General features: G+C 69.8%; 15 protein-coding genes. 7 read left to right on the top strand and 8 right to left on the bottom strand.

Annotated features, from left to right (window positions below; genetic code table 11):
• Nucleotides 1–7: 7 nt before the first annotated feature.
• Both WMF28_RS20395 and WMF28_RS20390 read right to left on the bottom strand, forming a co-directional pair.
• Entirely contained in the window at nt 8–1,435 is a 1,428-nt protein-coding gene (locus WMF28_RS20395) for an MFS transporter (protein WP_437603928.1), read from the bottom strand.
• Nucleotides 1,428–3,956 carry a PEP/pyruvate-binding domain-containing protein gene (locus WMF28_RS20390; protein WP_437603927.1) on the bottom strand — a complete coding sequence of 843 codons (2,529 nt, stop codon included), beginning with the start codon at nt 3,954–3,956 and terminating at the stop codon, nt 1,428–1,430. The genes WMF28_RS20395 and WMF28_RS20390 overlap by 8 nt, the downstream gene beginning before the upstream one ends.
• Before the next feature lie 157 nt (nt 3,957–4,113).
• Between WMF28_RS20390 and WMF28_RS20385 the strand changes: the two genes are divergently transcribed.
• Together WMF28_RS20385 and WMF28_RS20380 are read left to right on the top strand one after the other, a co-directional pair.
• Nucleotides 4,114–4,716 carry a TetR/AcrR family transcriptional regulator gene (locus WMF28_RS20385; protein ID WP_437603926.1) on the top strand — a complete coding sequence of 201 codons (603 nt, stop codon included), beginning with the start codon at nt 4,114–4,116 and terminating at the stop codon, nt 4,714–4,716.
• A gap of 230 nt (nt 4,717–4,946) precedes the next feature.
• The gene (locus WMF28_RS20380) at nt 4,947–6,746 is read left to right on the top strand and encodes a CotH kinase family protein (protein WP_437603925.1); all 1,800 of its coding nucleotides are present in this window, start codon (nt 4,947–4,949) and stop codon (nt 6,744–6,746) included.
• Between the two features lie 21 nt (nt 6,747–6,767).
• Here the strand turns inward: WMF28_RS20380 and WMF28_RS20375 are convergent, their stop codons facing one another.
• The 5 genes from WMF28_RS20375 to WMF28_RS20355 form a co-directional block, all read right to left on the bottom strand.
• Nucleotides 6,768–9,560 carry a hypothetical protein gene (locus tag WMF28_RS20375; RefSeq protein WP_437603924.1) on the bottom strand — a complete coding sequence of 931 codons (2,793 nt, stop codon included), beginning with the start codon at nt 9,558–9,560 and terminating at the stop codon, nt 6,768–6,770.
• 329 nt (nt 9,561–9,889) lie between these two features.
• Nucleotides 9,890–11,431 carry an NCS1 family nucleobase:cation symporter-1 gene (locus tag WMF28_RS20370; RefSeq protein ID WP_437603923.1) on the bottom strand — a complete coding sequence of 514 codons (1,542 nt, stop codon included), beginning with the start codon at nt 11,429–11,431 and terminating at the stop codon, nt 9,890–9,892.
• Between the two features lie 118 nt (nt 11,432–11,549).
• A complete protein-coding gene (locus WMF28_RS20365) occupies nt 11,550–12,500 on the bottom strand; it encodes a PAS domain S-box protein (protein WP_437603922.1) in 951 nt (316 codons plus the stop codon).
• 295 nt (nt 12,501–12,795) lie between these two features.
• Nucleotides 12,796–13,275 (bottom strand): SRPBCC family protein, encoded by a 480-nt coding sequence (locus tag WMF28_RS20360; RefSeq protein ID WP_437603921.1) that lies wholly within the window; start codon nt 13,273–13,275, stop codon nt 12,796–12,798.
• A 2-nt stretch (nt 13,276–13,277) separates the two neighbouring features.
• A complete protein-coding gene (locus WMF28_RS20355; protein WP_437603920.1) occupies nt 13,278–13,601 on the bottom strand; it encodes an ArsR/SmtB family transcription factor in 324 nt (107 codons plus the stop codon).
• Between the two features lie 144 nt (nt 13,602–13,745).
• Between WMF28_RS20355 and WMF28_RS20350 the strand changes: the two genes are divergently transcribed.
• Together WMF28_RS20350 and WMF28_RS20345 are read left to right on the top strand one after the other, a co-directional pair.
• A complete protein-coding gene (locus WMF28_RS20350) occupies nt 13,746–14,480 on the top strand; it encodes a TetR/AcrR family transcriptional regulator (protein WP_437603919.1) in 735 nt (244 codons plus the stop codon).
• Between the two features lie 6 nt (nt 14,481–14,486).
• Nucleotides 14,487–15,701 (top strand): cytochrome P450, encoded by a 1,215-nt coding sequence (locus WMF28_RS20345; protein ID WP_437603918.1) that lies wholly within the window; start codon nt 14,487–14,489, stop codon nt 15,699–15,701.
• Between the two features lie 66 nt (nt 15,702–15,767).
• Here the strand turns inward: WMF28_RS20345 and WMF28_RS20340 are convergent, their stop codons facing one another.
• Nucleotides 15,768–18,521 (bottom strand): bifunctional acetate--CoA ligase family protein/GNAT family N-acetyltransferase, encoded by a 2,754-nt coding sequence (locus WMF28_RS20340; RefSeq protein ID WP_437603917.1) that lies wholly within the window; start codon nt 18,519–18,521, stop codon nt 15,768–15,770.
• Between the two features lie 1,489 nt (nt 18,522–20,010).
• Here WMF28_RS20340 and WMF28_RS20335 point away from each other — a divergent pair.
• From WMF28_RS20335 to WMF28_RS20325, 3 genes are all read left to right on the top strand, one after another.
• Nucleotides 20,011–23,349, top strand: a complete 3,339-nt coding sequence (locus WMF28_RS20335) for a glycosyl hydrolase 115 family protein (RefSeq protein ID WP_437603916.1) — start codon at nt 20,011–20,013, stop codon at nt 23,347–23,349.
• A 229-nt stretch (nt 23,350–23,578) separates the two neighbouring features.
• Entirely contained in the window at nt 23,579–24,652 is a 1,074-nt protein-coding gene (gene uxuA, locus WMF28_RS20330; RefSeq protein WP_437603915.1) for a mannonate dehydratase, read from the top strand.
• 315 nt (nt 24,653–24,967) lie between these two features.
• On the top strand, nt 24,968–26,002 hold the full coding sequence (locus WMF28_RS20325; RefSeq protein WP_437603914.1) for a glycosyl hydrolase 53 family protein: 1,035 nt from the start codon (nt 24,968–24,970) through the stop codon (nt 26,000–26,002).
• Nucleotides 26,003–26,009 lie beyond the last annotated feature (7 nt).

Here is a 26,009-nt window from a genome sequence, read left to right as displayed (position 1 = left end):
GACCGCTCTATCGTGATCCCGCCGCCGCCGCCGGCGCCGCGGCCCGGCCGGGAAGGAGGAAGGCGCAGCCGATCGTCAGGAGCAGCGCCGCGCCGAAGATGGACGTGGCCATCGTGTGCTCGCGCATCACCACGTCGCCCGCCGGGTGGTCGGTGAGGACGAGGCCGAGCACGGTGAGGCCGGCGATGCCCCCCATGTAGCGCATCGTCGAGGTCAGGCCTGCGGCCATTCCGCTCTTCTCCCGCGGGACGTCGCTCATCGCCGCGGCCTGCGACGGCGCGGACGTCAGGCCGAGGCCGGCGCCGAGCATCACGAGCGCGGGGACCGCGTCCGTGAGCGCGTCCAGCGGCCGCACCGCGAGCAGGACCATGCCGGCCACGGCGAGCGAGCAGCCGGCGAGCGCCACCGCCCGCGCCCCGAAGCGATCGGAGCCGCGCCCCGCGAAGGGCGAGACGACCACCATCGTCCCCATCATGGCCAGCAGCGTCGTGCCGACGTCGCGCGGCCCGACGTGGAACAGCCGCCCCGCCACCTGCGGCAGCTCGAAGATCGTCGCGTACATGGCGAAGTTCTGGAGCGCGATGAGCAGGCTGCCGCCGACGAACGCGCGCCGCCTGAACAGCGAGAAGTCGATGATGGGGTCCGCGGCGCGCCGCTCCCAGAGCACGAAGGGCACGAAGCCCAGCGCGCCGAGCACCGCGGCCCAGCGGAGGTGGGCGGCCTCGAGGCCGAGGGCGAGCCCGATGAGCGACGCGCCCAGCAGCACCGAGCCCACGACGTCGAACGGCGAGCGCGGCGCGGCGGGCTTCATGGCCGCGGGACGCGGCGGCGCGCCGACGTGCGCGAGCGCGGCGGAGAGGAGCAGCACCGGGACGTTCGCGAGGAAGATCGAGGTCCACCCGAAGGTCCCCACGAGCAGCGCCCCGATCGCCGGTCCGGTGCCCGCCGACAGCCCCATCACCGCCCCGAAGGCGCCGAAGGCGCGCCCGCGCACCTCGGGCGGCAGCTCCGTGCGGAGCATGGCCGTCGCGCTCGGGACCACGATCGCGCCGCCCGCGGCCATCACGACGCGCGACACGGCGAGCACCGGGAGGACCGGCCAGAAGTAGGCGAGCGCGGCCCCGGCCGCCAGGAGGAGCTGGCCCAGCCCGAGCGCGCGCCGGTGGCCGAGGCGATCGCCGAGCTTCCCGCCGGGGCTCTGCAGGACGATGTTCGTGAGCAGGTAGCTCGTCACGAGCGCCTGCCGGAGCGCGCCGGAGTCGACGCGAAGCGTGCGCGACATCTCCGGCAGCGCCACGGCGATCATCGTGGAGTTGAGCGGCGCGAGCGCCGTCGAGAGGGCGATGGCGGCGAGGAGCCGCACCGGCAGGCGCGACGGAGGCTCAGGCACGGACGCCGGCGGGCGCGACGGAGGCTCGGCCAGAGGCTCAGCCACGGGCGAGCTCGCTCGCGCCGCCCTGACGGTCGCCCTGGCGCAGGAGCGTCACCCGGCCCTCCGTCCCGTCCACGAGGATCTCCTGGCCGTCCGTGATGCGCTCGGTCGCCCCGGCGGCCCCCAGCACCGCCGGGATCCCGTACTCGCGCGCGACGATGGCCGCGTGGGAGACGGCGCCGCCGGCGTCCGTCACGACGCCCGCGGCCAGCGTGAAGAGCGGCGTCCACGCGGGGTTCGTGTAGCGGCAGACAAGGATCTCCCCCGCCTTCAGCCGCTCGAACTCCCGCTCGTCCCGCACGAGGCGCGCCTTGCCGCGGACCACCCCGGACGACGCCCCGATGCCGCGGAGCTCGTCGCCCGAGGCGCGCCCCGCGCCCGCCCCGAGCGCGCTCTTCTGCCACCTCGCGTTGACCACCCCGTACGTCGCGCGCCGCCGTCGAACGAGCCGCCTCACCTCGTCGAGCGGCGGCGCCTCCCCCTGGAGCCACCCCCGGACCTCGGCTTCCGTCAGGTAGAAGACGTCGTCAGGGCTCGGCAGGCGCCCGCGCTCGCCGAGGCGACGCGCGATCTCGGCCACGATCGCCTGGAGCGCCGAGTACGAGCGCACAACATCGAAGTGCGTGCGCTCCCGGAAGACGATCGCGCTCCGCAGCCGCTCGAGGGTGCGGCGGAACGCGTCGGGCAGACCCGGTACGAAGCGGATCCCGCGGGTGACCTCCTCGAGCGTCGCCCGGTAGCGCGCGAGCCCGGCCTCCTCGGACGGCGGCCTCGTGGCGTCGAGCAGGCCGCGCAGCAGCCCCCACACGGGCGCGGGATCCTGGCGCCACGTCGGCGCCGAGAGGTAGAGCCCCGTGGTCTCCCGGTGCCCGTGCTCGTCAAGGAACGCCTCGACCTCGGCCAGGTAAGCCCGGCCGGCCTCCGATTCGCGGAGGGCCTCGGGGCGTCCTTCCCGGATCGCGCCGGCGAGCTCCGGCCCGGCGCTCGCCGCCCGGCGCGCGAGGTGGAAGAGCGCCAGGTTGACGTCGGACGTCCGGGTGTGCAGGCCCGCGACGAGGTCGCTCATGGCGGCCGCTGCCCGCCTCGGTCCCACGGCGACGATGACCGGAACGCGGAGGGCGATCGCGGCCAGCTGGCTGGCGTTCCGCTCGAACCGCTCGCCCAGGACGGCGGTCGTTGTCTCCCCGATCCGGTCGGCGCGGCGGAGGAGCGCGGCGTCGTCCAGCGCGCGGAGATCGACCGGCGCGCAGGCCTCCTGGAGCCGCTTGAACCCGTCGCTCTCCCACCACGCCATCGCGTCGTAGCGCAGGCTGGCCGCGACCTTCTGCGGCAGCCGGAGCAAGCGGAGGGTGGGTCGCATCCGCGGAGGGACGAAGACCGGGCGCCACAGCTGGTCGACCCACGCGCGCTCCTCGGCCTCGTCCACGTCGACCCCCAGGAAGCGCACCATGCGCACGAGCGCGGGGAGCGTCACCCGGAAGCCCCATTGATCGAGCGGCCTGGGGGCGATGGGGAACCGGTCGTTGTCGTTGGCCTCGAGCATCCTCCGCTGCAGGCGGTTGAGCTGCGGGGGCGGGGGGAGGGGCTCGAGCTCGGCCGTGCCGAGCGTGGTGATCGGGCGCGACTGGAGGAGGTGGATGGAGCCCCCGACGAAGGCGAACTCCACGTCCTGCGGGCAGCCGAAGTGGGCCTCGAGGCGGAGCCCGATGCGGCCCAGCTCGAGCACCAGGGCGTCGCTCGGCGCGGGGCGGCCGGCCTCCCGGCGGTCGCGGTCGTCGATCGCGAGGTCGTCCGTGCCGGGGCTCGCGGCCCCGTTCGGCCTGTCCGAGCCGGGCGCCGCGGCTCCGGCGAACGGCGCGCGCCGCAGGCGGTACACATCGCCGGTCGTGTGCCCTGACACAACGGCCTCGCCGAGGCCCGGGGCGACCTCCAGGAGCATGCGGTCGGCGCGCTGGGCCACCGGGTCGACGGTGAACAGGACGCCGGCGAACTCGGCCGGCACCATGCGCTGCACCACCACGGCGATGTGGACCCCCAGGTGATCGATGCCGCGCGCCGCTCGGTAACCGAGGGCCCGCGGGCTCCAGAGGGACGCCCAGCACCGCCGCAGCGCGAGGAGCAGCTCGTCCTCTCCCGCCACGTCGAGGTACGTCTCGTGCTGGCCCGCGAACGACGCGTCGGCGAGGTCCTCCGCCGTCGCCGAGGAGCGAACGGCGACCGGCGGCGCGCCGAGCTCGCGGTACGCGTCTCGGACCGCGCTCTCCATCCCGGGCAACATCGCGCCCCGCTCGAAGAGCGCCGCGGCCTCCGAGGCGGCCGCGTCCCAGCCGCTCGCGGCGAGGTGCGCCGAGAGGCGGTCGGCGAGCCCCCATGCGCGCGCCTGCTCCGCATACGCGCCAGCGCTCACGACGAACCCCGGCGGCACGGCCAGCCCGAGCTGGAGCAGCTCACCGAGGTTGGCACCCTTGCCGCCCGCCGTGGCGAGGTCGACTCGGGATAGCTGGCTCAAGCGATGAACAAGCATCAGGCATCTCCTTCGGCCAAGAAAGGTCGCTTCGCCCGCGTCCCGAGCTCCCCGGCGTTCGCCCGCCCGCCGGGCAGCGCCTCGCTCGAGCCGCCAGCGTCGATTGTCACCTGAAATACATTGTGACGTCACGCAGTAAGTATCATGATACTTATGAATGGCAAGGCCGCGCAACATCACCGACGCGCAGATCCTCGAGGAGGCGCGCGCGTGCTTTCTGGAGCACGGCGCGGGCGTCTCGACGATGCTCATCGCCGAGCGGCTCGGTATCTCGCACGGGGTGCTGTTCCAGCGCTTCGGCACCAAGGAGCAGCTCCTGCGCGCCGCGCTGCTGCCGCCGTTCGATCCGCCGTGGATGGCGCGCGCGCGGGCGGGCCCGGACGACCGTGACGCGCGGATCCAGCTCCTCGAGCTCGGCGAGGAGATCTCCGCCTACCTCGAGCGCATCGTGCCGTGCCTCGCGGTGCTCCGCTCGGCCGGCATGCACGTCGAGTCCATGGCCGACCGGCGCGAGGACCTGCCGCCGGTCCGCGCGCGGCGCGAGGTGGTCGCGTGGTTCTCGCGCGCGATCGCCTGCGGCCTCCTGCGTCCCGCCCCCCCGGAGCACGCGGCCGACCTCTTCCTCGGCGCGCTGCACTTCCGGCCGTTCCACCAGCACCTCTCGAACCAGGGGTTCGACCGGGCCGAGAACCGGGCCTATCTCACGTTCGCGATCGACGCGGTCCATCGAACGCTCGCGCCCGCGGCGGAGCGACCGTGACGCGCGGCGCGCCGCGCCCGACGGGCGCGGCCGCCTGGCTCCATATTGGAGGCACATCACATTACCCGTCTTCATCTCATATAGAATTATCCGCTCTACATCTCATGTGGAATTATCCGCTCTGCCTGCGTCTGAACCGCTGCACATCTGGCCTCGGCGCGGATTTCGTCACGAGATCGATGCGCTGCTGACATAAGATCGCCACGGACCGCCGAGCTGAGGAGCGATCGATGAACTTACGAAGTCTGCATTATCTATTGCCTTTCGCCGCGTTGGCTGCCGCGCCCCTGGTGGGCTGCGGCGGATCCGACGATCCCGCTGCGACCGGGACGGGCGCCGGCACGAGCAGCGGCGGGGGCGGCGCGGGCGGGGGCGGGGGCGGCGCGGGCGGGAACGGCACCGGCGCGGGCGGTACAGGGCAAGGCGGCGAGGCGGGCGGCAGCACCAACGAGGCGCCCGATTACGCTGCCGCGTTCCCGCAGGACCGGGTGCCCCGCCTCGACATCACCATCGCGCCCGAGAAGTGGCAGGAGATGGTCGCCGACATGACGGACATGGTCGGCGAGTTCGGCGCGCAAGGCGGGCCAGGCGGATTCGAGCCGCCGCAGGAGTGGATCGACGCCTGCAACGGGCTCGTGGCCGGCGATGACTGCATGATCGCGCTCTTCGGGACCGAGGCCGAGGGGTCGTGCACCGAGCTCCCCGGCGGCCTGACCTGCCAGCCGAAGCCGCAAGACCCCGGGGAATTCACCCCGCCGCCGGACTGGATCGCGGCCTGCGACGGGCTCGCAGCGGACGCCATCTGCACGATCTCGCTCTTCGGGACCGACACCTTGGGGACGTGCACGGAGCACGACGCCGGCCTGACCTGCATGCCGGCCGGGCCGGGCGGCGATCCCGGGCTCATCAGCAGCGTCGAGCTGCTCCCGCGCACGCCGGCCTACGTCGAGTGCGACGTCGCCACCGAGGATCGGCAATGGCAGCACGTCGGCATCCGCTTCAAGGGCAACTCGAGCCTGCTCCTGCCCTGGAACCAGGGGAACTGGAAGCTGCCGCTGCGCCTCAATTTCGACAAGTTCGAGGACACCTACCCCGAGACAAAGAATCAGCGCTTCTACGGGTTCGACGCGCTGTCGTTCGCCAGCGGCTACCTGGATCCGTCGCTCCTGCGCGAGAAGCTCGGCACCGACATCTTCGCCAAGGCGGGGATCCCCGCGCCCGCGACCGCGTTCTACCGGGTCTTCATCGATCACGGCGACGGGCCTGTCTATTTCGGGCTGTACACCGGGATCGAGCTCCCGTCGGACGAGTCGTTCCTCGACACCCATTTCGGCGGCCACAAGGGCAACCTCTACAAGCCTGACGGCACCGGCGCGCGGTGGGCGACGTGGGATCCCGACACCCTCGTCAAGGAGAACAACGAGGACGAGGCCGATTTCTCGGACGCGCGCGCGCTGTTCGACGCGCTGCACGCCGACAGGACCGACGCCGCCGCCTGGCGCGCGGGGCTCGAGGCGCGCCTCGACGTCGACGGCTTCCTGCACTGGATGGCGCTGAACGCGGTGATCGAGGACTGGGACGTGTACGGCCGCCTGCCGCACAACTACTACATGTATTCGGACCCGAACAAGAACGGGCAATTCGCGTGGATCCCGTGGGACCACACCTTCGCGTGGACGGACCCCGACTCAGCGGGCGCGAACATCGGGCTGAAGGCGCTGCCCCTCTCGATGGACGAGGTGAACGAGAACTGGCCGCTCATCCGCTTCCTGCTCGACGATCCGGTCTATCTCGAGGTCTACCGCGGCTACGTGAAGCAGGCCGCGGAGAAGGAGTACGAGCCGGCCAAGACCGAGGCGTGGTTCAGGGCGGCGCACGAGCTGATCGCGCCGTACGTCGTCGGGCCGGATGGCGAGATCGAGGGGCACACGCACCTCGCGTCGCCCGAGGACTTCGACAACGGCCTCGCCACGCTGATCGCTCACGCCAAGGAGCGTCCGGCGGACGTGGCTGCGTACCTCGCGCAGTGATGCGCCAGGGGGGGGCCGGGCTCAGCCGCCAGGCGTGCTCGCCGGATCCGCCGGATCGGTCTCCGCGTCCACCTCGTCGCCGTCGAGTGCTCCATCGCCGTCACGGTCGATCGCCATCCGCACCCCCGAGCCGGGCGGCGCGCAGGTGTAGGTCAGCGGGCTCCCCGCGGTCGCGCGCTGGCGCAGCGCCGCCTCGCTGATCGCCGCGCGCCCCGCCCTGTTCCGGCGGAACGTGCCGTCGCCCTGGTAGAGGAAGCCCACCTCCTCCTTGCCCACGCGGCGCTTCACGACGAGATCGCACTCGCCCGCGTCGGCGCGCGCGATCAGGAGATCCACGCGCTGCCCGGCCGCCGTGTCGCCGGCGCCGGCGAGCGTCGCCTGCTGGCCCACAATGGGCGCCAGGTTTGTGTCGAAGGCGTGCAGGAAGGAAGTCACCTGCCGGCGCAGCACGTCGCCTGGCTCGCCCGGAGGGAAGCCGGCGACCCCGGGGGCCTCGTTGAAGCCGGCCTGATCGTCGAAGCGGAAGACCGTATCCACCGTCCCGTCGTGGGCGACGCCGAACCCGCGGATCTGATCGCCCATGAACTGGTGGTCTCGGTTGTTGAAGCGGGGGTTCTGCACCATGCCGAACATGCCCACCTTCTGGTAGACGTTGCGCAGCTGGGCGACCTTGAAGCTCTGGAAGATGAAGTCGAACGTGTAGCGCCCGTCGGTCCCGAAGAAGCCGGGAAATGGAACTCCGTGCTCGGCGTTGCCCGCGGGATCGAGCACATGGCACGTACTGCACGCGCCGCCCGGCTCGGTGAAGAAGGCCTTGCCCGCCGCCTGGTCGGGGGTGAGCGTGTTGTCCAGCCCCCGAATGGGGTTGGGCGGATACATCACCTGGAGGATGAAGTCGGTGAACGCCTGCATGTCCGCCCCGGAGATGGGCGCGCTCCGCCCGAGCAGGCCGACGAAGGCGACATTGAACTTCTTGAACGCGGCGTCCTCGTCGAAGGTGCCGCTGTCCGGCTGCGCGCTCGGCGCGTCGTTCCCGCCGGTGCGGTCTCCGCGCCAGTGCATCGGACCGTGGTTGGCCATCCCGCGAAGGCTCTGCGTCGTCATCGGCCCCTTGAGGGCGGCGAACTCGGCGGGCTGGCCGAAGAGCGCTGGATCGAGCACGAAGGGCCCTGGCATCGGCGTGGTCACCGCGTCCGGGTCGCCGAGGTCCCACGCCAGGCTGTCGACGTCGCCGTCGACATGGCAGCTCGCGCAGGCCGAGTCACCGTGGCTCGACGAGAACGAGGCGTCGTAGAGGAAGCGCCGGCCGTTGACCACGCTCTCCGGCTCGGGGCTGTACATGGGCACGTGGGCGACCTCGGCCCGGTCCTTGACGTCGATGATCGAGATGGAGTTGTCGAAGCGCGTGAGGACGTAGAGCTGCTTGCGCGCCTCGTCCAGCACCACGCCGGTCGGCCCGCCGCCGGAGACCGGGATCTGGTGGGAGAGCTTGGGCACGAAGGTGTCGGCCTCGAGCGCCGCGGTCGAGAAGACACCGATCTTGTCCGAGCCGAGCGCGGCGACGTAGAGCTTCTTTCCGTTTCCCGAGACGGCCATGCCCTGGGGCAGCGCGAGGCTCTTCGCGTTCTCGGCGCTCGGGATCGGGGCGCAGCACGTGTTGTAGTCGATGTGCTTGTTCAGGTGCCGTGGGGCCACGCCGCCCGTCGCCGGATCGAGCACCGTGATGCGGTTGTGGTTGAAGCGGCCGCGCACGGTGTGGCCGGCGAAGACGCCGGCGCCCTCGAAGCGCTGCTCGTTGAACGCCTCGGTGTTGGCCACGTAGACGCGGCCGCTCACCGGGTTGACGGCCATGTTGTAGAGGACCGTGCCGACGCCCTGGAAGGCGCCCGCGGCGCCCGCGACCTGCGCGGGCGGGTCGGCCATGGCGTCGAGGACGAAGACGTCCTTGTCGGGCAGCGCGAAGTTCACCTTGTCGTCCCAGGTTCGATTCAGCTCGTCTACCCAGTGCTGGCCGTCGAATTTGACGATGAGGGGCGCTGACGGCTGCGCGGCGCTGGCGGCGTTGGTGGTCGGCGGGGGCAGGCCGTGGCCCAGGTTCACCAGGTTGGTCTCCACCACCGTTGTGCGGTTGCCGGAGTGGAAGGCCGCCGCATAGACGCGCGCGCCGTCGGGCGTGGCGGCGAGCGCGCGCGGCGTGTCGCTGAAGAGGGTGATGATGGTCAGCGGCGCGGGGCTCGGGCTCGCCGCGGAGAAGACCCAGACGTCGGCGCGGCCCACGCCCGGCGTGGTGAGCGCCGGATCCACAGGGCTGTTCTGGCCGCGGTGCGCGGTGGTGATGAAGGCGCGGCCCTTGCCGGCGCCGGCGAAGACGATGTCGCGAGGCTCGTCGCCGACGAGCAGGGTGCGCACCACGCGGGCCTTCCTGGGCGTCGAGACGTCGACGACGCTCACGCTGTCGGAGAGGTGGTTGACGACCCAGACCTCGTCGTCGCTGCGGGCCGCGACCGCGACGGGCTCGAGGCCGACGGCGACCGAGCCGCGGTGCACGAGGCTGCCCCGCCTGACCTTGAAGATCTCCAGCCGGTTATCCGGCGTGTTGACGGCGAAGAGCGTCGATCCGTCGGGCGAGAGGGCGAGAGGGCGGACCTGGCCGCTCTCGAAGAGGGTGTAGGGCCGTGGGGCGGTGAGCGCGCTCGGGGCGCTCGCCGTCGCCGGGGGTTCGTCGACCAGCGGGGATTCGTCGACCATCGTGCCGGTGTCGCCGCAGGCGGCGATGACGAGCGCCGGGAGCGACAGGAAAACGAGCTTCTTCATGGGCACCTCGGAGGCTGAAGGAACATTCAATGATGACATAAAGATGCAGCCGCCGATCAAGCGTGAAGTGTAAAATTATGATGAGGTTGTTTGATAAGACACTTTTCTAGTGTGAGATCCCCTCGTGGGAGGAGCGCTCCATGAGGCGCTACAGGTCTTCGATGGTAGGGGCATGACGCACAGCCACGACGCAGTCGCGAGGACGTCTTGTCGCTGTGGTGAGGGAGCGCGCGTTTCTTCGGCGGTGCGCGTCGCGCGCCGGGGACGCGGCCTTCGCCGCCGGTGTCAATGGATGATGAGATCTCGCGCCCCGGGGCGAGCAGCGAGGATCAAGCCGCGGCGCGCCTGGCCGGGCGACGCATCAGCGTGAGGGCGACGTAGACCACGAACGAGATCGCGAAGCCCGAGAACCACGCGTAATGGTAGAACTCCATCCATGCGCCGGCGACCGTCACGACGTGGATGGTGCCGAGGAAGCCAGGCAAATTGGGCAGGACCCCGGCGACGAGGGCGACGATCGCGATGGGGTTCCACCCGTGCGTGTACCAGTAGGGCCCCTCCCGCCTGTAGAGCTGGACGAGATCGAGCTGGGTCCTCCGGATCACGTAATACTCTGCGATCAGGATCGCGCCGACGGGGCCGAGCAGCGCCGAGTAGCCGACGAGCCAGGTGAAGATGTACCCCGTGGGATCGCTGACGAGCCGCCAGGGCTGCATCAGGATCCCGACGACGCCGGTGATGAGGCCGCCGGTGCGGAAGGAGATCCGCGACGGCCAGAGGTTCGAGAAGTCGTTGGCCGGGCTCACCACGTTCGCGGCGATGTTGGTCGCCAGGTTGGCGATGCTGAGCGCCGCGAGCGAGACGATCAAGACGATGGGGCTCTCGAAGCGGGCGAGGAGGACGACCGGGTCCCAGATAGTCTCGCCGTAGATGACGACCGTGGCGGAGGTGACGGCGACGCCGATGAACGAGAAGAACGCCATGGTGGGCGGCAGGCCGATGGCCTGCCCGAGGGCCTGAGCGCGCTGGGAGCGCGCGTAGCGCGTGAAGTCGGGAATGTTGAGCGCCAGGGTAGACCAGAAGCCGACCATCCCTGTCAGCGCAGGGAGGAAGAAGCTCCAGAGCTGGCCCTCCCTGGGTTGCCCCGCCGCGAAGGCCGACGGCTTCTCGAGCATGGGGCCGAACCCGCCGGCGCGGTTGTAGGCCCAGAGGAGCAGCAAGAGGCCGAGGCCGACCAGCAGGGGCGCCTTGATGTTGAGCAGGATCCGGATCGACTCGATGCCCAGGTGAATGATCCAGACGTTGATGCCCCAGAACAGCAGGAAGCAGGCGAGCTGGGGGGTGTTGATGCCGAGCGGCGTCGCCGGCATCTGCTCTATCGATGGGACGAAGACGGCGACGATCTTGTAGATGGCCCACCCGCCGAGCCATGTTCCGATCCCGAACCAGCCGCAGGCCACGAGGGCTCGTAGCACCGCCGGCACGTTGGCCCCTCGGACGCCGAAGGCGCTCCGGCAGTAGACGGGAAATGGAATGCCGTACTTCGTGCCCGCGTGCGCGTTGAGGATCATGGGCAGAAGCACGATGACGTTGCCGAGGAGTATCGTGAGCTCGGCCTGCGCCCAGCTCATGCCCTCGGCGATCAGACCCGAGGCGAGCATGTACGTGGGGGTGCAGGCGCACATGGCGATCCACAGTGCGGCGATGTCCTTTGTCCCCCATTTGCGCTGATCCAGGCGCACTGGCGCGATGTCGTCGTTGATGTAGCGGGGGTCGAACTCGCCTTCTGTCCCCTGGACGCCGTCGCTGGCTCTTGCGTCGTGAGCAGCGGGGCGCACGTCGGGTCCGGCGGTCGTGTGCGTTTGCGCCATAACCGATGAAGGTACACCCAGGACGGGGGACCGGATAGAGGAGAGGTGCAGCGCTGGGCGCCGCGCGAGCCTCACCGACGCCTGGGCTCCGGGCCGCCTGGAGGCGCCCTCCGCGGCGCTAGCGGGACGGCCGTTGAGGGTGGGCCAGGCCACGCCGCAGGGCGAACGCGATCCCCTCCTTCAGGGTCCGAAGCGTCACGATGTCGCCTACACCGACGCCCTGCGCGACCAGCGTCTGCGCGATCCGCGGCTGGATGCCGGTGAGCACCACCTGGGCGCCGAGGAGCCTCACCGCCTGGGCCAACCGGATCATCGCGTCGGCTACGTGGGAGTCGATGATCCCCACGCCGGTGATGTCCAGGACCACCGTCGTGGCGTTGTGCGCGACGACCCCGTGGAGGAGGGTCTCGAGCGCCGCCGTGGCGCGGGCGCTGTCGAGGAAGCCGATCAGCGGCATCGCGATGACCTGATCCGCCACCGGCATGAGCGGGGCCGACAGCTCGCGAACCATCTGCTCGAGCCGCAGCGTCTTCTCCGCCACGCGCAGCTCGAGCTCGGCGTTGAGGCGCTTCACCTCGTCCTCCGCCTCCCGGCGATCGGTGACGTCGACGCCGATCGCCTGGAACTCGGCGTGCGCACCCCCCTCGCCGAGCGGGGCGCGGTTGGTCCAGTGCATCCAGCGGACCGAGCCGTCGGGGTGCACGACCCGGTGCTCGGTGTGGACGATCGGGTTCTCGGGGCCGAGCTTCGCGAACTGCTGATCGAGGAGGCGCTGGTCCTCGTCGGGGACGAGCGGCGTGAAGTGATGGCCGACCAGCTCCTCCCGCGTCTTGTCGAAGTACCGGCAGTACACGTCGTTGACGAAGGTCAGCGTGCCATCCATCCGGAAGCGGCAAATGAGCTCGGTCTGGTCCTCGACGATGCCCCGGTAACGGGCCTCGCTCTCTCGCAGGGCGACCTCCACTCGCCGCTTCTCGGCGAGCTCCTGCTCGAGCTCGGCATTGCGCCGGCGGAGCTTCTCCAGCTCCGCCTCTGCTGTCGTGCCAGTTCTCGCATCGCCATCGTCCATGATCCCGTGGCCCTTCGAAGCGCCGGCGGACAGCGGCGCCGTTCTCCGCCAGCCTACCAAAAGGATGGCCGTCCTGGGTGAACTTTGGCCGTCGGCTCGTTGCGCACAGCGGCTCCGATCGCCCTGCACGATGCCGCTCGGTCGGCGCACCCGAGCGCACCGTTGCGCAGCGTCGTGGTGGGTCGTGGTTGAAGGCGGTGCCGGTGTCACTGCCGGTCGGGAGCCCTTCGTCGAGGCAGATGGGCCGGCTGGGGACGAGGGGACGCCTCGGGGGAAAGGCGGTCGCCGTATCGCATCAACTCGAAGAGAGCGCGGGGAGGATCTCGGCGAGGCGCTCGAACGTCTCGCGCATGCCGGCCTCCATGCCCGACCGGAGGTGCGCGTCGCGATCGGCCTGGGACTGGTAGACGATCCTGCTCGTCAGCGTCGTCTTCCCGTCGTGCTCGTCGTACGTCGCCGTCGCGAGCATCTCGTGGCCCGGCCCCAGCGGCTCGTAGTTCTCGGTGCACACGACCCGCTCCGGTCGCACGATCTCGCGGTACACGCCCGTGAACCCGTGCTCGCTCCCGTCGGGCGCGCGCAGGACGTAGCGCCATCGGCCGCCCACGCGCAGGTCGATCTCGCAGACCGACATCGTGAGGACCCTGAGGCCGTACCAGCGCTTCACGTGCTCCGGCGTCGTCATCGCGTCGAACACGATGCGCCGCGGCGCAGCGAACGTGCGTGTGATGACGATCTCGCGATCGGATCTGACTTCCAGATTCGTTGTGTCCATCTTCACCTCTTCTCTTCGTTGCGCTGGATCTCGGCCAGCAAGTCGTCGAGCTGGTCGAAGCGTTCGCCCCAGATGTCCCGGAAGCGATCGAGCCACTCGCTGAGCTCGCGCAGCGGCGCCGCGCGCAGCCCGTAGATGCGCTGTTGCGCGCGCGGCCGGACGTCGACGAGCCCGGCGTCCCGGAGGACGCGCAGGTGCTTCGACACCTGGGGCTGCGGGAGAGGCAGGCGGTCGCAGATCTCGCCGACCGGCCGCGGCCCGGCGCGCAGCAGCTCGACGATGCGCAGGCGGGTCGGATCGGCGAGCGCCGCGAACGTCTGGATCATCGATGGGTAATATTCCCCATGAGATATATTCCTGTCAAGGAATATATGCGCGAGAGCCTTTGGAGCGCCAGCCAGTCGCTCCTGACCCGATGACGTTTGACCAATTTTGAAAACTGGTCATAATTCGACGGGCGGAGGGCGCTGGTGGCCGACGGAGATTTCTCGAAGCAGCGGCAGCGGGCCGAGCGGATCCTGGATGCAGCGGCGGAGCTTGTGCTCCGCTGGGGGTACAAGCGCGTCACCATCGACGAGGTCGCCAGGCGGGCGAACATCGGCAAGGGGACGGTCTACCTGCACTGGAAGACGCGCGAGGCGCTCTTCCTCGCGGTGCTCGCGCGCGACGCCCTGAGGATGTTCGACAGGTTCGCCGAGGCCATGCGCGAGGATCCGGCGGAGATCCTGCTTCACCGCGTGATGCAAAGGAGGCTCCTCCTGCTGGAGGAGTTTCCGCTGCTGCAAGCGCTGTTCACCCGCGACACCGAGGTGCTCGGCAATCTCGTCAGCGAGAGCACGGCGCGGCCGCTCCAGGGCCACAAGTTCGCGTATCTACGCGAGTACTGCGGGCTCCTGCGGTCGCATGGCCTGCTGCGCACCGACGTGGATCCGGGCGCCCAGCTCTATGCGATCAACGCGGCGGTGCTCGGCTTCTACCTGCTCGATCCGCTGCTGCCGGCCGAGGAGAGGCAGCCGATCGAGGAGAGGGCCGAGATGGTCGCCACGATGGTGCGCAGGGCCTTCGAGCCCCCCGATCCCCCCGACCTCGACGCCCTGCGCTCGCTCGCGCCCGGGATCATCGACAGGTTCGAGCAGCTGCGCGCTCACTACGCGCAGTTCGCGCAAGGCAATACCACCTCAACGCGGGAGAGCCCCGAGGAGTGATCCGTCATGAGCACGACCGACGTGACCCCCCAGCCGAGCCAGCCCACCCTGGACGCCTTTCTGACGTGGCTGCGCAATGCGCGGGAGGGGAGCCCGGTTCTTCACGACGAGGAGCAGCGCACCTGGCAGCTCTTCGGCCACGCGGAGATCCTCCGCGTGCTGTCCGATCCGGCGACGTTCTCGTCGGACATGTCCAGGTTCATCCCGCCGCAGGCCGACTTCGCGCTGTTCTCCAGGGGCAACTTCGCCCGGATGGACCCGCCGAAGCACCGGAAGCTCCGTGATCTGGTCAGTCAGGCGTTCACGCCGCGCGTTGTGTCCGGGCTCGCGCCGCGGATCGCGACGGTCACGAATGAGCTGCTCGCCGGTGTGGGAGACGCCGAGCGCTTCGATCTGGTCGGGAGCCTGGCCCATCCGCTGCCGGTGATCGTCATCGCCGAGCTGCTCGGCATCCCGGCCGAGGACCGGGATGCCTTCCGGACCTGGGCGGACACGATGCTGTCGAGGGAGAGCGAGGGCCCGGGTACCCTGCCGGACCAGGCCACCATGAACCGCCTCGGACCGGTCCTCGGTGAGATGAACCGCTACCTCCTTTCGCACATCCAGCAGCGCCGCGAGCGCCCCACGGACGACCTCATCGGCCAGCTGGTGGGCGCCGAGGTCGAGGGGCACCGCCTGGAGGACGAGGAGATCGTCGGCTTCGTCGGCCTGCTGCTCATCGCCGGGCACATCACCACGACCGCGCTGCTCGGGAACGCGATCCTCTGCCTCGACGAGCACCCCGCCGCCGCGGCGGAGCTCCGGGCCGACCCGGCGCGGCTCCCGGCGGCCATTGAGGAGGTGCTCCGCTACCGCGCGCCGTTCCCGCGGCTCGCCCGGCGGACAACGAGAGAGGTGGAGCTCGGCGGGCAGCGGATCCCCGCCGAGCAGCTGCTCATGCTGTGGATCGCCTCGGCCAACCGGGACAGCGCCCATTTCCGGGACCCCGACGCGTTCGATATCCACCGCAAGCCCAACCAGCACCTGAGCTTCGGGCACAGCATCCACTTCTGCCTCGGCGCCCCGCTGGCCAGGCTCGAGGCCAAGATCGCGCTGGAGATCCTGCTCGATCGGTACCGGACGATCGCGGTGGCCCGCGACGATCGGTGCGAGTTCCACAACCCGTGGAGGATGATCAGCGCCAGGCGACTTCCGGTGGACGTCCAGCGAAGCTCGCACTGACGGGGGAGTCAGCGCGCGCCGGCCGGGGGGGCTTCGAACCCACCTCCCCGCCGGCCCTGCATCGTCTCAACGCTCCTGCAGCACGAGCTCCGCCCTCGAGGTCGAGTCCTCCAGATCCCGGGTGATCCGGAAACCGAGCTTCTGCGCCACGCGCTGCATCTCCGTGTTCTCGGCCAGGATATCGGCGCTGATGCGGGAGAGCCCCTCGTCGCGGGCGATCTGGACGAGGAGGCCGAGGAGCCGCGAGCCGAGCCCCTTTCTCTGGTGCTCGTCGCTGATCAGCAGGGCGAACTCCGAGTCGTTGGTGCCCGGCAGCTTGCTCAGCCGGCCGACGCCGATGATCTCGCGATCGGCGCCGCCCGCGGGCCGCTCCTCGACGACGAGCGCCATCTCACGGTCGTAGTCCGCGAAGCAGACGCGCGTCAGCCGCTCGTGCGCGGTGCGCAGGTCGAGCTGCATGGGGTAGAAATACCGGAGCCGCACGGTGTGCTCGGAGAGCTTCTGGTGGAACTTGACCATCAGCGGCTCGTCCTCGGGGCGGATCGGGCGGATCGTGAACGCCTGCCCGTCCTTGCCCTTCAGCTCCGTCACGTACTGCGTCGGATACGCGCGGATCGCCGACCTGGGGAGCGCCGACTCGGGCGTGTCCGCCGGGTGCAGGACGACGCGCGCGTCGAGGGCGATCATCTGCTCGGCGCTCACGGCCAGCGGGTTGATGTCGATCTCGCGGATCCATGGCTGCTCGATCACCATCTGCGAGAACCGCACGAGCAGGTGCTCCAGCGCCTCGAGGTCCACCGGCGCGCGGCCGCGCACGCCCTGGAGGGCGCGGTAGATCTTTGTCCGCTCCATCATGCGCCGGGCCAGCGTCGCGTTGAGCGGCGGCAGGCCGAGCGCGCGGTCCTTGAAGACCTCGACGAGCTGACCGCCGGCCCCGAACAGGAGGACCGGGCCGAACTGCGGATCGATCGCGCTGCCGAGGATGATCTCGTAGGCGTCCTTCAGGGCGATCATCGGCTGGACGGTCACGCCCTGAAAGTGCTGCGCGCCGGCCTTCTGCGCGACGCTCACGTGGATCTCGGCGAACGCCCGGCGGACGGCGTCGTCGTCGCGCAGGTTGAGCTTCACGCCGCCCACGTTGGTCTTGTGCGTGATCGTCGTGCTGTACAGCTTGAGGACGGCCGGATACCCCATCTGCCTCGCGGTGGCCAAGGCCTCCTCGACGCTCCGGGCGACGGCCGTCGGCACCGTCGGGATGCCGTACGCCGCCATGAGCTGCTTCGACTCGAACTCATCCATCAGCGTCCGGCCCGACGCGCGGACGCCGGCGATGAGCGCCCCGGCTTTCTCGCGATCGACGTTCAGCGCGCGCTCATCCATGCTCGGCGTCTCGTACAGGGCGCGCAGGTTGTACGCGTAGCGGACCATGGAACAGAACGCGCGCGCGGCGATGTCGGGGTACTCGAACGTCGGGACCCCGGCGCGGTTCAGGATCGATTTACCCGCCTCCACCTCGACGCCGCCCATCCAGCTGGCCAGGACCGGCTTGCCCTCGACGTGCGCGTGCTTGCGCAGGGCCTCGGCGGTCTCGGTCGATTCGGTCATGTCCTGCGGCGTGAGGATGACGAGCACGCCGTCGTTGTTCGGATCCCTGGCGCAGATCTCCAGGGCCTTGGCGTACCGGTCGGCGCCGGCGTCGCCGAGCACGTCGACCGGGTTGCTGCGGCTCCAGGCGGCGGGGAGGAAGCTGCTCAGCTCGCCCAGGATCTCCGGCGAGATCGGCGCCAGATCGCCGCCGTGCGCGACGAGCGCGTCGGTCGCCAGGACGCCCGGGCCGCCGGCGTTCGTGACGATGCAGAGGCGGTTGCCGCGGGGCCGCGGCTGCTTGGCGAGCGTCTCGGCCATCGAGAACAGGTCCGCGATGTCGTTCACGCGCAGCACGCCGACGCGCCGGAACGCCGCGTCGAGCACCTCGTCCGAGCCGGTGAGCGAGCCGGTGTGAGACGCGGCCGCCTTCGCCGCCGCCTCGCTGCGGCCGGGCTTGATCACGATGATCGGCTTGTTCAGCGCCACCTCGCGGGCGGCCGACAGGAACGAGCGCGCGTCGTCCGGGTCGCCGATGGACTCCATGTAGATGAGGATGCTGTTCGTCTTGGGGTCGTCGCCGAGGTAATCGATGAGATCGCCCCAGCCGACATCGAGCATCGAGCCGACGCTGACGAACGCGCTGAAGCCGACCTGCTCCTGGAGGCTCCAGTCGAGCACCGCCGTGCAGAGCGCGCCGGACTGGCTGATGAACGCCACCTTGCCGGGCCGCGCCTGCCCCTTCGCGAACGTGGCATTGAGGCCGCCGATCGGATTCATGACGCCGAGGCAGTTGGGCCCGATGATGCGCATCTTCCCGCGGGCGCGCTCCATGATCTGCTGCTCGAGCCGGGCGCCCGGAGGGCCCATCTCCTTGAATCCGGCGGAGATGATGATGGCGCCGCGGACGCCGGCGTCCACGCACTCGCCGAGGAGGCCCGGCACGCTCGCGGCGGGCGTGACGATGACCGCCAGATCCACCTTGGCCGGAACGGACGCGATGTTCGGGTACGCTTTGATGCCGAGGACGCTGGACCGCTTGGGGTTCACGGGAAAGACCGTCCCGCCGAACGGGTTGCTGATCAGGTTCCAGAGGAGCGTGCGGCCGACGGCGCCGCTGTTCTCGGTCGCGCCGATGACGGCGACGTTCCGCGGCTTGAAGATCGGGTCGAGGCTCTGAAACTCCTGGCGAAGCACGTCGTGGGCACGGTCGGTCGCGGGCAAGGAATCAGGCATGATGCTCCTCTGGAGGCGCGCTTGGCGGTCGGTGCTGCGGGCGCTTCTCGGCTCGCCGCCCGGCGGCGACGGTGGCTGTCATGCCACGGGGCCGGGCGCGACGCACTGGACGTCGCCCGACGGAGGATCGATGCAGGTTCCGTGCCTCAGGAGCGGTTCTGTTCGGCTGGTGGGCCCGGCCATCGAGCTGCCGGGACTCGCCATCTCGAGGGGCAGCGCTGGCCGTCAGACCACCGATTCTGGTAGAGCTCCCATTTGCGCGCTGCGATAGTTCCGAGCGACTCGCGCCACCCCCCGGCTGCCGCGAGGGCGCGTCCACGTCGTCGTAGCGGTCGCCGAAGACCGTGTCGACCGATGAGATCGGTCAGCTCGGCCTTGCCGGGAACATGCGTGTAGAGCCCCAGAGCCGCGCGAGGCTCTTCGCCGTGTCGGCCGCGCGCCGCCCGCCCTCGCGCTGCGCGCGGGCTCTGGCCGGCTTCGTGCGGCCCTTCGTCATCGAGTCGCCCCTGGAACCTCGGGCCCGACAGCGGTCTGCCGAGCCGTACCACGGGGCAGTCCCTGGCCGGAGAGGCCTCGTGGCGCGCCGCCGCCCGTCCCCGGAGCCAGCCGGGCTGCGGCGTGTCACGCGCGGCTTCCCGTGACCGGCCAGCGGGTGTAATAGCGGGGTGTGCCTTGCCTCGTCCCTGCCCAGCGCCCGCTCGCCGTCGCTCGCTGCGCCTTCATGGACGATCCCGGCCGAGGCGCCGGTCCGAGCGGCGCGGGCGCAGCCGGTGGCGGCACCCGTACGGGGGCAGCCGGCCGCGGGGAGGGGACGACAGAATGATTCGACGATGTCAAGCTCGAATCACCACGCCCGCCGCAGGCGACCGGAGATCCCTTGTGCGGGCCGCTCACCCTCCCGGAAGAGCGACGAGCCATCGATAGGTCTCCACGTCTCGAGGGGGCCGCCTCCGGTGGCCGGCATCACGAGCTTTGGAGTGGCGAGCACGTGAGTGACCGGGGAGGCAACGAGTGCCGGCCGTGAGCCGAGCCGCGTAGATCTCGGCGAGCTGCCGCCCCGGCGGAGGGGTTCACGCGTCGTCGGCGACGCCAGCGCGATGAGGGTTGCGTTGCTTACATCCTCCTCCGATGGTATCGATTGTGAGATCAGGTCGGCCCGTCGTGGGAATAGGTACGACGCCCAGATCTCATCCAATTTGTTTGGTTACTTACGGGCTCGAAGGTTGACATGGTTGGGAGAATTTTCCAGCCGTGGTCGACGGGTCCGCGGCTCCGTCGATTTCAACACGAACCGGACCACTGCAGGCGCACGCCTTCGAGGGACATCGGTCCTTGCACACGAGCAGCCTGCCTCGGCGCCGGATGACACGGCCGGCGCCGGACGCGGGCGAGCCGAACACCGGTCAGCCGCATCAACGAGGAAAACACCGTTATGAGCTATGCACGCATTGGCATCAGAGAGGGTCGAATCGGACCCTCGCTACTCTGCTTGTTGCTTCCCCTGTCGCTCGCCACGCTGACCGGCTGCGGGTCGGACGGCGCGAATGGCGGGCCGGGGGAGCAGGGGCCGCCGGGGGAGCAGGGGCCGCCGGGGGAGCAGGGGCCGCCGGGGGAGAACGGCGGGTCGGAAGGGCCCGACCTGCCGGCAGGTGCGGCCGGCCCGGGCAAGTACGTCTCGAGCGAGGGTGGAGCGGATCGTTTTCCCCTGGCCGTGAACGGCAAGGTGGCTCCGCTGGTGGTCAGCTCCACCGATTACGACGGTGTGATCCGCGTCGTGAACGACCTGGCGGCGGACATCCAGCGGGTGACCGGCGCCGCGGCGACGGTCGTTCCGGATGAGATCCCGGAGTCGGCGACCGAGGTGGTCCTGATCGGCACGCTGGGCAAGAGCCCGCTCATCGATCAGCTGGAGGAGGAGGGGAAGCTCGACGTCTCGGGTGTGACCGGGAAGTGGGAGACCTTCGTCACGCAGATCGTCGAGGACCCGGTGGAGGGCGTGGAGCGGGCGCTCGTGATCGCGGGCAGCGATCAGCGCGGCGCCATCTTCGGCGCGTACGACCTCTCCGCGCAGATCGGCGTGTCGCCGCTGTACTGGTGGGACGACGTCCCGCCCCAGCGGAAGCACGCGCTGTACGTGCTGCCCGGGCTCCACACGCAGGGTGAGCCCGCCGTGAGGTACCGCGGCTTCTTCATCAACGACGAGAACCCGGCGACGGGCAACTGGGCAGCCAAGATGTTCGGCCCGGGCAAGGCGCCGAATCAGCCGGGTGGGCTCAACCATCTCTACTGGGAGAAGGTCTTCGAGGCCGCGCTCCGGATGAAGGCGAACTACATCTGGCCCGCCGTGTGGGGCCGGGCGTTCGGCGAGGACGACCCCGAGAACCACAAGACGGCCACGCGCTACGGCATCGTGATGGGGACCTCGCACGAGGCCCCGATGATGCAGGGCATCGAGGAGTGGAATCGCCACGTCGTCCCGGAGGTGAAGGACGCGAGCGGCAACGTCGTCACGCCGAAGACGGACCCCTACGGCGGCACCGGCGACTGGCGCTTCTCGGTCAACGCCGAGGCGCTGAAGAAGCACTGGACCAAGGGCATCCAGCGGATGGTCGACGAGAAGATCGAGGGCGTCGTCACGCTCGGCATGCGCGGCCCGGGCGACGTCAGCCTGGCCCCGGAGGACGGCATCCCGCTGATGGAGTCGATCGTCGCCGCCCAGCGGGAGATCCTTGAAACCGTGACCGGCGAGGACGTGACGACCATCCCGCAGGTCTGGACGCTCTACAAGGAGATCCAGGGCTACTGGGACGCGGGCATCCGCGTGCCGGATGACGTCACGGTGGTCTGGGCCGACGACAACTGGGCCAACATGAAGCGCCTGCCGAAGCCGGGCGAGCAGCGGGCCGGCGGTTACGGCCTCTACTACCACTTCGACTACGTCGGCGGCGGCCGCAACTACAAGTGGGTCGACACGACGCTCCTGCCCAACGTCTGGGAGCAGCTCCACCTCGCCTACAACTACGGCGTGGATCGGCTCTGGGTGGTCAACGTCGGAGACTTCAAGAACGAGGAGCTCCCGCTCCAGTTCTTTCTGGACTACGCCTGGAACCCGGATCGCTGGCCTGTCGAGCGCATCGGCGAGTGGAAGCGGCAGTGGAGCGAGCAGCAGTTCGGCCCGGAGTACTCGGACATCATCGCCGACATCCTGCACAGCTACGCGCAGCTGCAGTCGGATCGCAAGCCGGAGCTGACGAACCGGAAGATCACGGTCGATTACGACGTCCTGTACAGCGCGCCGACGACCGCGGTCCCGGACCCCGACACCGCCGCCGTCACGTACGACGACAGCGCCAGCCCGTTCAGCCTCACCAACTACCAGGAGCTCGAGCAGGTCGCGGACGAGTGGGAGTCGCTGGCCTCGCAGGCGGAGTTCGTGGCCCAGCTCCTGCCGGGCGAGGCGCAGGACGCTTACTTCCAGCTCGTGCTCTACCAGGTGAAGGCGACTGCCAACCTGTACGCGCTGCGCCTGGCGGGGTTCAAGAACCGGCACTACGCGGCGCAGGGGCGGGCGGCGACCAACGACATGGCGGTCATCGCCGAGGCGCGGCTCCAGGACGACCTGGCGCTCTCGTACTACTACAATCACGACCTCGCCGACGGCAAGTGGGAGGGCTTCCAGACGCAGCCTCACATCAGCTACGGCGCGCCGGGCAACCCGTCCTGGCAGCAGGCCGAGTACCAGTACAACAACATCCAGGAGTTCATCTGGCCCGAGCTCGTGTCGATCGAGGTCCCCGCGGCGGCGGAGCTCGGCGTGGCGATCGATGGCTCGAGCAACTACTGGACGGCGGGCGGGGCAGGCGACGCGAGCGCAGAGCTGCCCGTGCTGCCGACGTTCAGCCAGTACCAGACGCAACCGGAGCAGTACATCGAGGTGTTCAACCGCGGCAGCGAGCCGCTCGAGTACACGATCGAGGCCGAGCTCCCCGTCGCGTGCCCCGCGGGCTGGGCCGGCTGGGGCGGGGGCGCCCCGTGCCCGCCGTGGCTGACCGTCTACCCGAACCATGGCGTCGTCGACAAGGAGGTGCGCGCGACGGTGAGGGTGGACTGGACCCTCGCTCCCACGACGTACCCCAACCCCGCGGATCCGACGCAGCAGCTGCCGCTGGAGTTCCCGCTCGAGGTCCCGATCACGGTCACCGGGTCGGATGGAAGCTCGGTGGTGGTCACGGCTCGCGTCGACGACCCGAGGAAGATCGACTGGAAGCCCAACCGCTACATCGAGGCCAACGGCTATGTGTCGATGCTCGCGGATCGCTACAGCCGCGCGGTCGATACGGAGGAGATCTGGTGGAAGCGGCTTCCGGACATCGGTCGCACCGGAGCGGGGATGACGCCGTTCCCTGTGACGGCGGAGGCCCAGGAGCCCGGCGACGACTCTCCCCGGCTGGAATACGACATGCACCTCACCAGCAGCGGCGAGGTGACGGTCTGGGTGTACGTTTCGCCCAGGAACAACTTCCAGAACTGGCAGGAGGGGATGCAGTACGCCGTGTCGATCGACGATGGCGAGATCCAGCCGGTCAACATGACCTATGCCATCGACCTCAACGGCAATGGCAACAAGATCTGGGAGCGGCACACCTCGGACAACGTCAACATCATGCGCACCAAGCACACGATCAACGCGCCGGGGAACCACGTGCTGAAGTTCTGGATGGTCCATCCGGGCGTGATTCTCCAGAAGATCGTGGTGGACGCGGGTGGCGTGAAGGAGAGCTACCTGGGCCCGCCCGAGAGCTACTGGATGGGCAAGGGAGCGGAATAGCAGCAGGTCGGCTGTAACGGCCTCGGAGAGCCCGCCGTGCACGGGGTGCGCGGCGGGCTCTCGCCGTTTGTGTCCGCCTGCTCTTCGCGCCCGCGATCTCTTTGCGCTGCTCCCAGCTGGCTGTACGATGCCGGGGCCCGCAGCGCCGAGGCCGCGCCGCTCTGCCCCGGAGGTCGACCCGGCCACGCGCGCTCGCGAGCCGAGCACGTCGCCCGAGGAGATCGCAACGATGAAGATGACCTTTCGCTGGTACGGAGAGAGCGACCCCGTCAAGCTGGAGTACATCCGCCAGATTCCGGGCCTCTACGGCATCGTCTCGGCGATCTACGACGTGCCGGTGGGCGAGGTGTGGCCGGTCGAGGCGCTGCAGGCGCTCAGGGCGCGCATCGAGGGCGTGGGGCTGAAGTTCGATGTGGTGGAGAGCGTGCCGGTGCACGAGGACATCAAGCTCGGCAAGCCGACCCGGGAGCGCCTGATCGACAATTTCTGCCAGAACATCCGCAATTGCGCGGCCGCCGGCGTGAAGGTGATCTGCTACAACTTCATGCCGGTCTTCGACTGGACGCGCACCGAGATGGCCCGGGAGCTGCCCGACGGCTCGCTGACCTTGGCATTCGACGCCGGGGCCGCGGCGAAGATCGACCCGGAACAGGGCATCGCGCTGCCCGGCTGGGACAGCAGCTACAGGCCCGAGCAGCTCCGCGCCGTCCTCGACGAGTACAAGAGCATCGGTGAAGAGGCGCTGTGGGAGCACCTCGAGCACTTCCTCCGTCGCATCATCCCGGTCGCCGAGGAGGTCGGCGTCCGCATGGCCATGCATCCGGACGACCCGCCGCGACCGATCTTCGGTCTGCCGCGCATCGTCAAGAACCGCGACGATCTGATGCGCCTGGTGAAGATCGTCGACTCTCCGGCCAACGGCATCACGCTGTGCTCCGGCTCGCTGGGCGCTGACCTGTGCAACAGCATCGTGTCGCTGGTGCACGAGTTCGGCGGCATGGGCCGCATTCCCTTCGGGCACCTGCGCAACGTGGCGGTCCAGGAGGACGGCACGTTCTTCGAATCCGCCCACCTGTCCTGTGAAGGCTCGCTCGACATGGCCGAGATCGTGAAGGCGTACCACGACGTCGGCTTCGACGGTTACGTGCGTCCGGACCATGGACGCATGATCTGGGGCGAGACCGGCAAGCCGGGATATGGTCTGTACGACCGCGCGCTCGGCCTGGTCTACCTCAATGGCCTGTGGGAGGCGACGTGCAAGCTCTCACGCGGACCTGGCACCCAGGCGCGCGGCCCCGCATGAGCGGGGAGGGGAGTCAACGTGTCTGACGGAAGGCGAACGAGCGGCGCGCCCGGCGCCGGGCCCCGCGCTCGATCGAACGGTGGGGTCATGTCCTCGAGGGGGTCAACGATGCGGCGACGGGAGCTGAACGCGATCTGTGTGGCAACGCTGCTTACCGCGCTGGTCGCGTGCGGTGAGAGCTCGGGTGTCGGGGCGGACGGCGGGGGGGGTGCCGGTCAGGCTGCCACGACAGGCGCTGGCCCCTCCACGGGAACCGGATCCGGGGGCGCGAGCAGCGCTGCGACCGGAGGCGACGCGGGCGCGGGCGGAGCGCCGGTGAGCGCCGGCGGCAGCGGCGGCGCTTCCACGAGCGGGACCGGGGGGGGCGGGACGCCGGGCGCGCCCGCGGGCTTCATCCTCGGGGCGGACATCTCCTGGGTGCAGGAGCGCGAAGCCCAAGGCAAGGTGTTCCGGGACGTCGACCCGGCGACGGGTGAGCTCGTCGAGAAGGACATCCTCGAGATCCTGAAGGCGCACGGGTTCAACTGGATCCGCCTGCGCCTGTTCAACGACCCCACGGCGATCTACGCCGATCCGGTCGTCGACGACGATCCGTACTCGCCCGCGGGGTTCTGCGATCTCGCGCACACGATAGAGATGGCGCAGCGCGTGAAGCGAGCGAACATGGGCTTCCTCCTCGACTTTCACTACAGCGACGTGTGGGCCGATCCCGACGATCAACACAAGCCCGTCGCCTGGGCGGAGCTCGAGGGAGCTGCGCTGGCGAGCGCGATGCGCGAGTTCACGCGGGACGCGATCGCGCAGCTGAGCGCCGCCGGCGCGCGCCCGGACATGGTCCAGATCGGCAACGAGACCCCGCAGGGGTTGCTGTGGCCCGACGGGTTCGTCACGGGGCAGGCCTTCCAGGGGCTCGGCGCGCTCCTGAAGGCCGGGATCCAGGGCGTGAAGGACGCCGACGACACGATCGCGGTCATGCTGCACCTCGACCGCTGCAACGACAACGCGGTCACGCGCTGGTGGGTCGACGGCGTGCTCGGACAGGGCGTCTCGTTCGATGTGCTCGGTCAGTCCTGTTACACCGAGTACCAGGGCCAGCCGTCGGAGTGGCAGGAGAACTTCGACGATCTCGTGACGCGCTACCCCGATCTGAAGTTCGTTGTGGCGGAGTATTCGTGGGAGAAGCGCGCTGCCAACGACCTGATGTTCAACCTCCCGGACAAGCGCGGGCTCGGCAGCTTCATCTGGGAGCCGACCGAGTACCACGAGCGCATCTTCGACCCGAGGGGCAACGTCATCGAGGCGATGATCGCGCCCTACGATCAGATGAAGATCGACTATCGGGACTTTTGACGATCCC

This window comes from Sorangium sp. So ce590 (assembly GCF_051521365.1).
Lineage (GTDB): Bacteria > Myxococcota_A > Polyangia > Polyangiales > Polyangiaceae > Sorangium.
Note: the sequence above shows the minus strand (reverse complement) of the source record. Positions and strands in the feature narration are given on the sequence as shown.

Coding starts and splice junctions, on each gene's coding strand:
- WMF28_RS20340 (WP_437603917.1), bottom strand. CDS start 18,521: ATGCCTGATTCCTTGCCCGCGACCGACCGTGCCCACGACGTGCTTCGC.
- WMF28_RS20355 (WP_437603920.1), bottom strand. CDS start 13,601: ATGATCCAGACGTTCGCGGCGCTCGCCGATCCGACCCGCCTGCGCATC.
- WMF28_RS20375 (WP_437603924.1), bottom strand. CDS start 9,560: ATGAAGAAGCTCGTTTTCCTGTCGCTCCCGGCGCTCGTCATCGCCGCC.
- WMF28_RS20380 (WP_437603925.1), top strand. CDS start 4,947: ATGAACTTACGAAGTCTGCATTATCTATTGCCTTTCGCCGCGTTGGCT.
- WMF28_RS20390 (WP_437603927.1), bottom strand. CDS start 3,956: ATGCTTGTTCATCGCTTGAGCCAGCTATCCCGAGTCGACCTCGCCACG.
- WMF28_RS20370 (WP_437603923.1), bottom strand. CDS start 11,431: ATGGCGCAAACGCACACGACCGCCGGACCCGACGTGCGCCCCGCTGCT.
- WMF28_RS20360 (WP_437603921.1), bottom strand. CDS start 13,275: ATGGACACAACGAATCTGGAAGTCAGATCCGATCGCGAGATCGTCATC.
- WMF28_RS20365 (WP_437603922.1), bottom strand. CDS start 12,500: ATGGACGATGGCGATGCGAGAACTGGCACGACAGCAGAGGCGGAGCTG.
- WMF28_RS20385 (WP_437603926.1), top strand. CDS start 4,114: ATGGCAAGGCCGCGCAACATCACCGACGCGCAGATCCTCGAGGAGGCG.
- uxuA (WP_437603915.1), top strand. CDS start 23,579: ATGAAGATGACCTTTCGCTGGTACGGAGAGAGCGACCCCGTCAAGCTG.
- WMF28_RS20345 (WP_437603918.1), top strand. CDS start 14,487: ATGAGCACGACCGACGTGACCCCCCAGCCGAGCCAGCCCACCCTGGAC.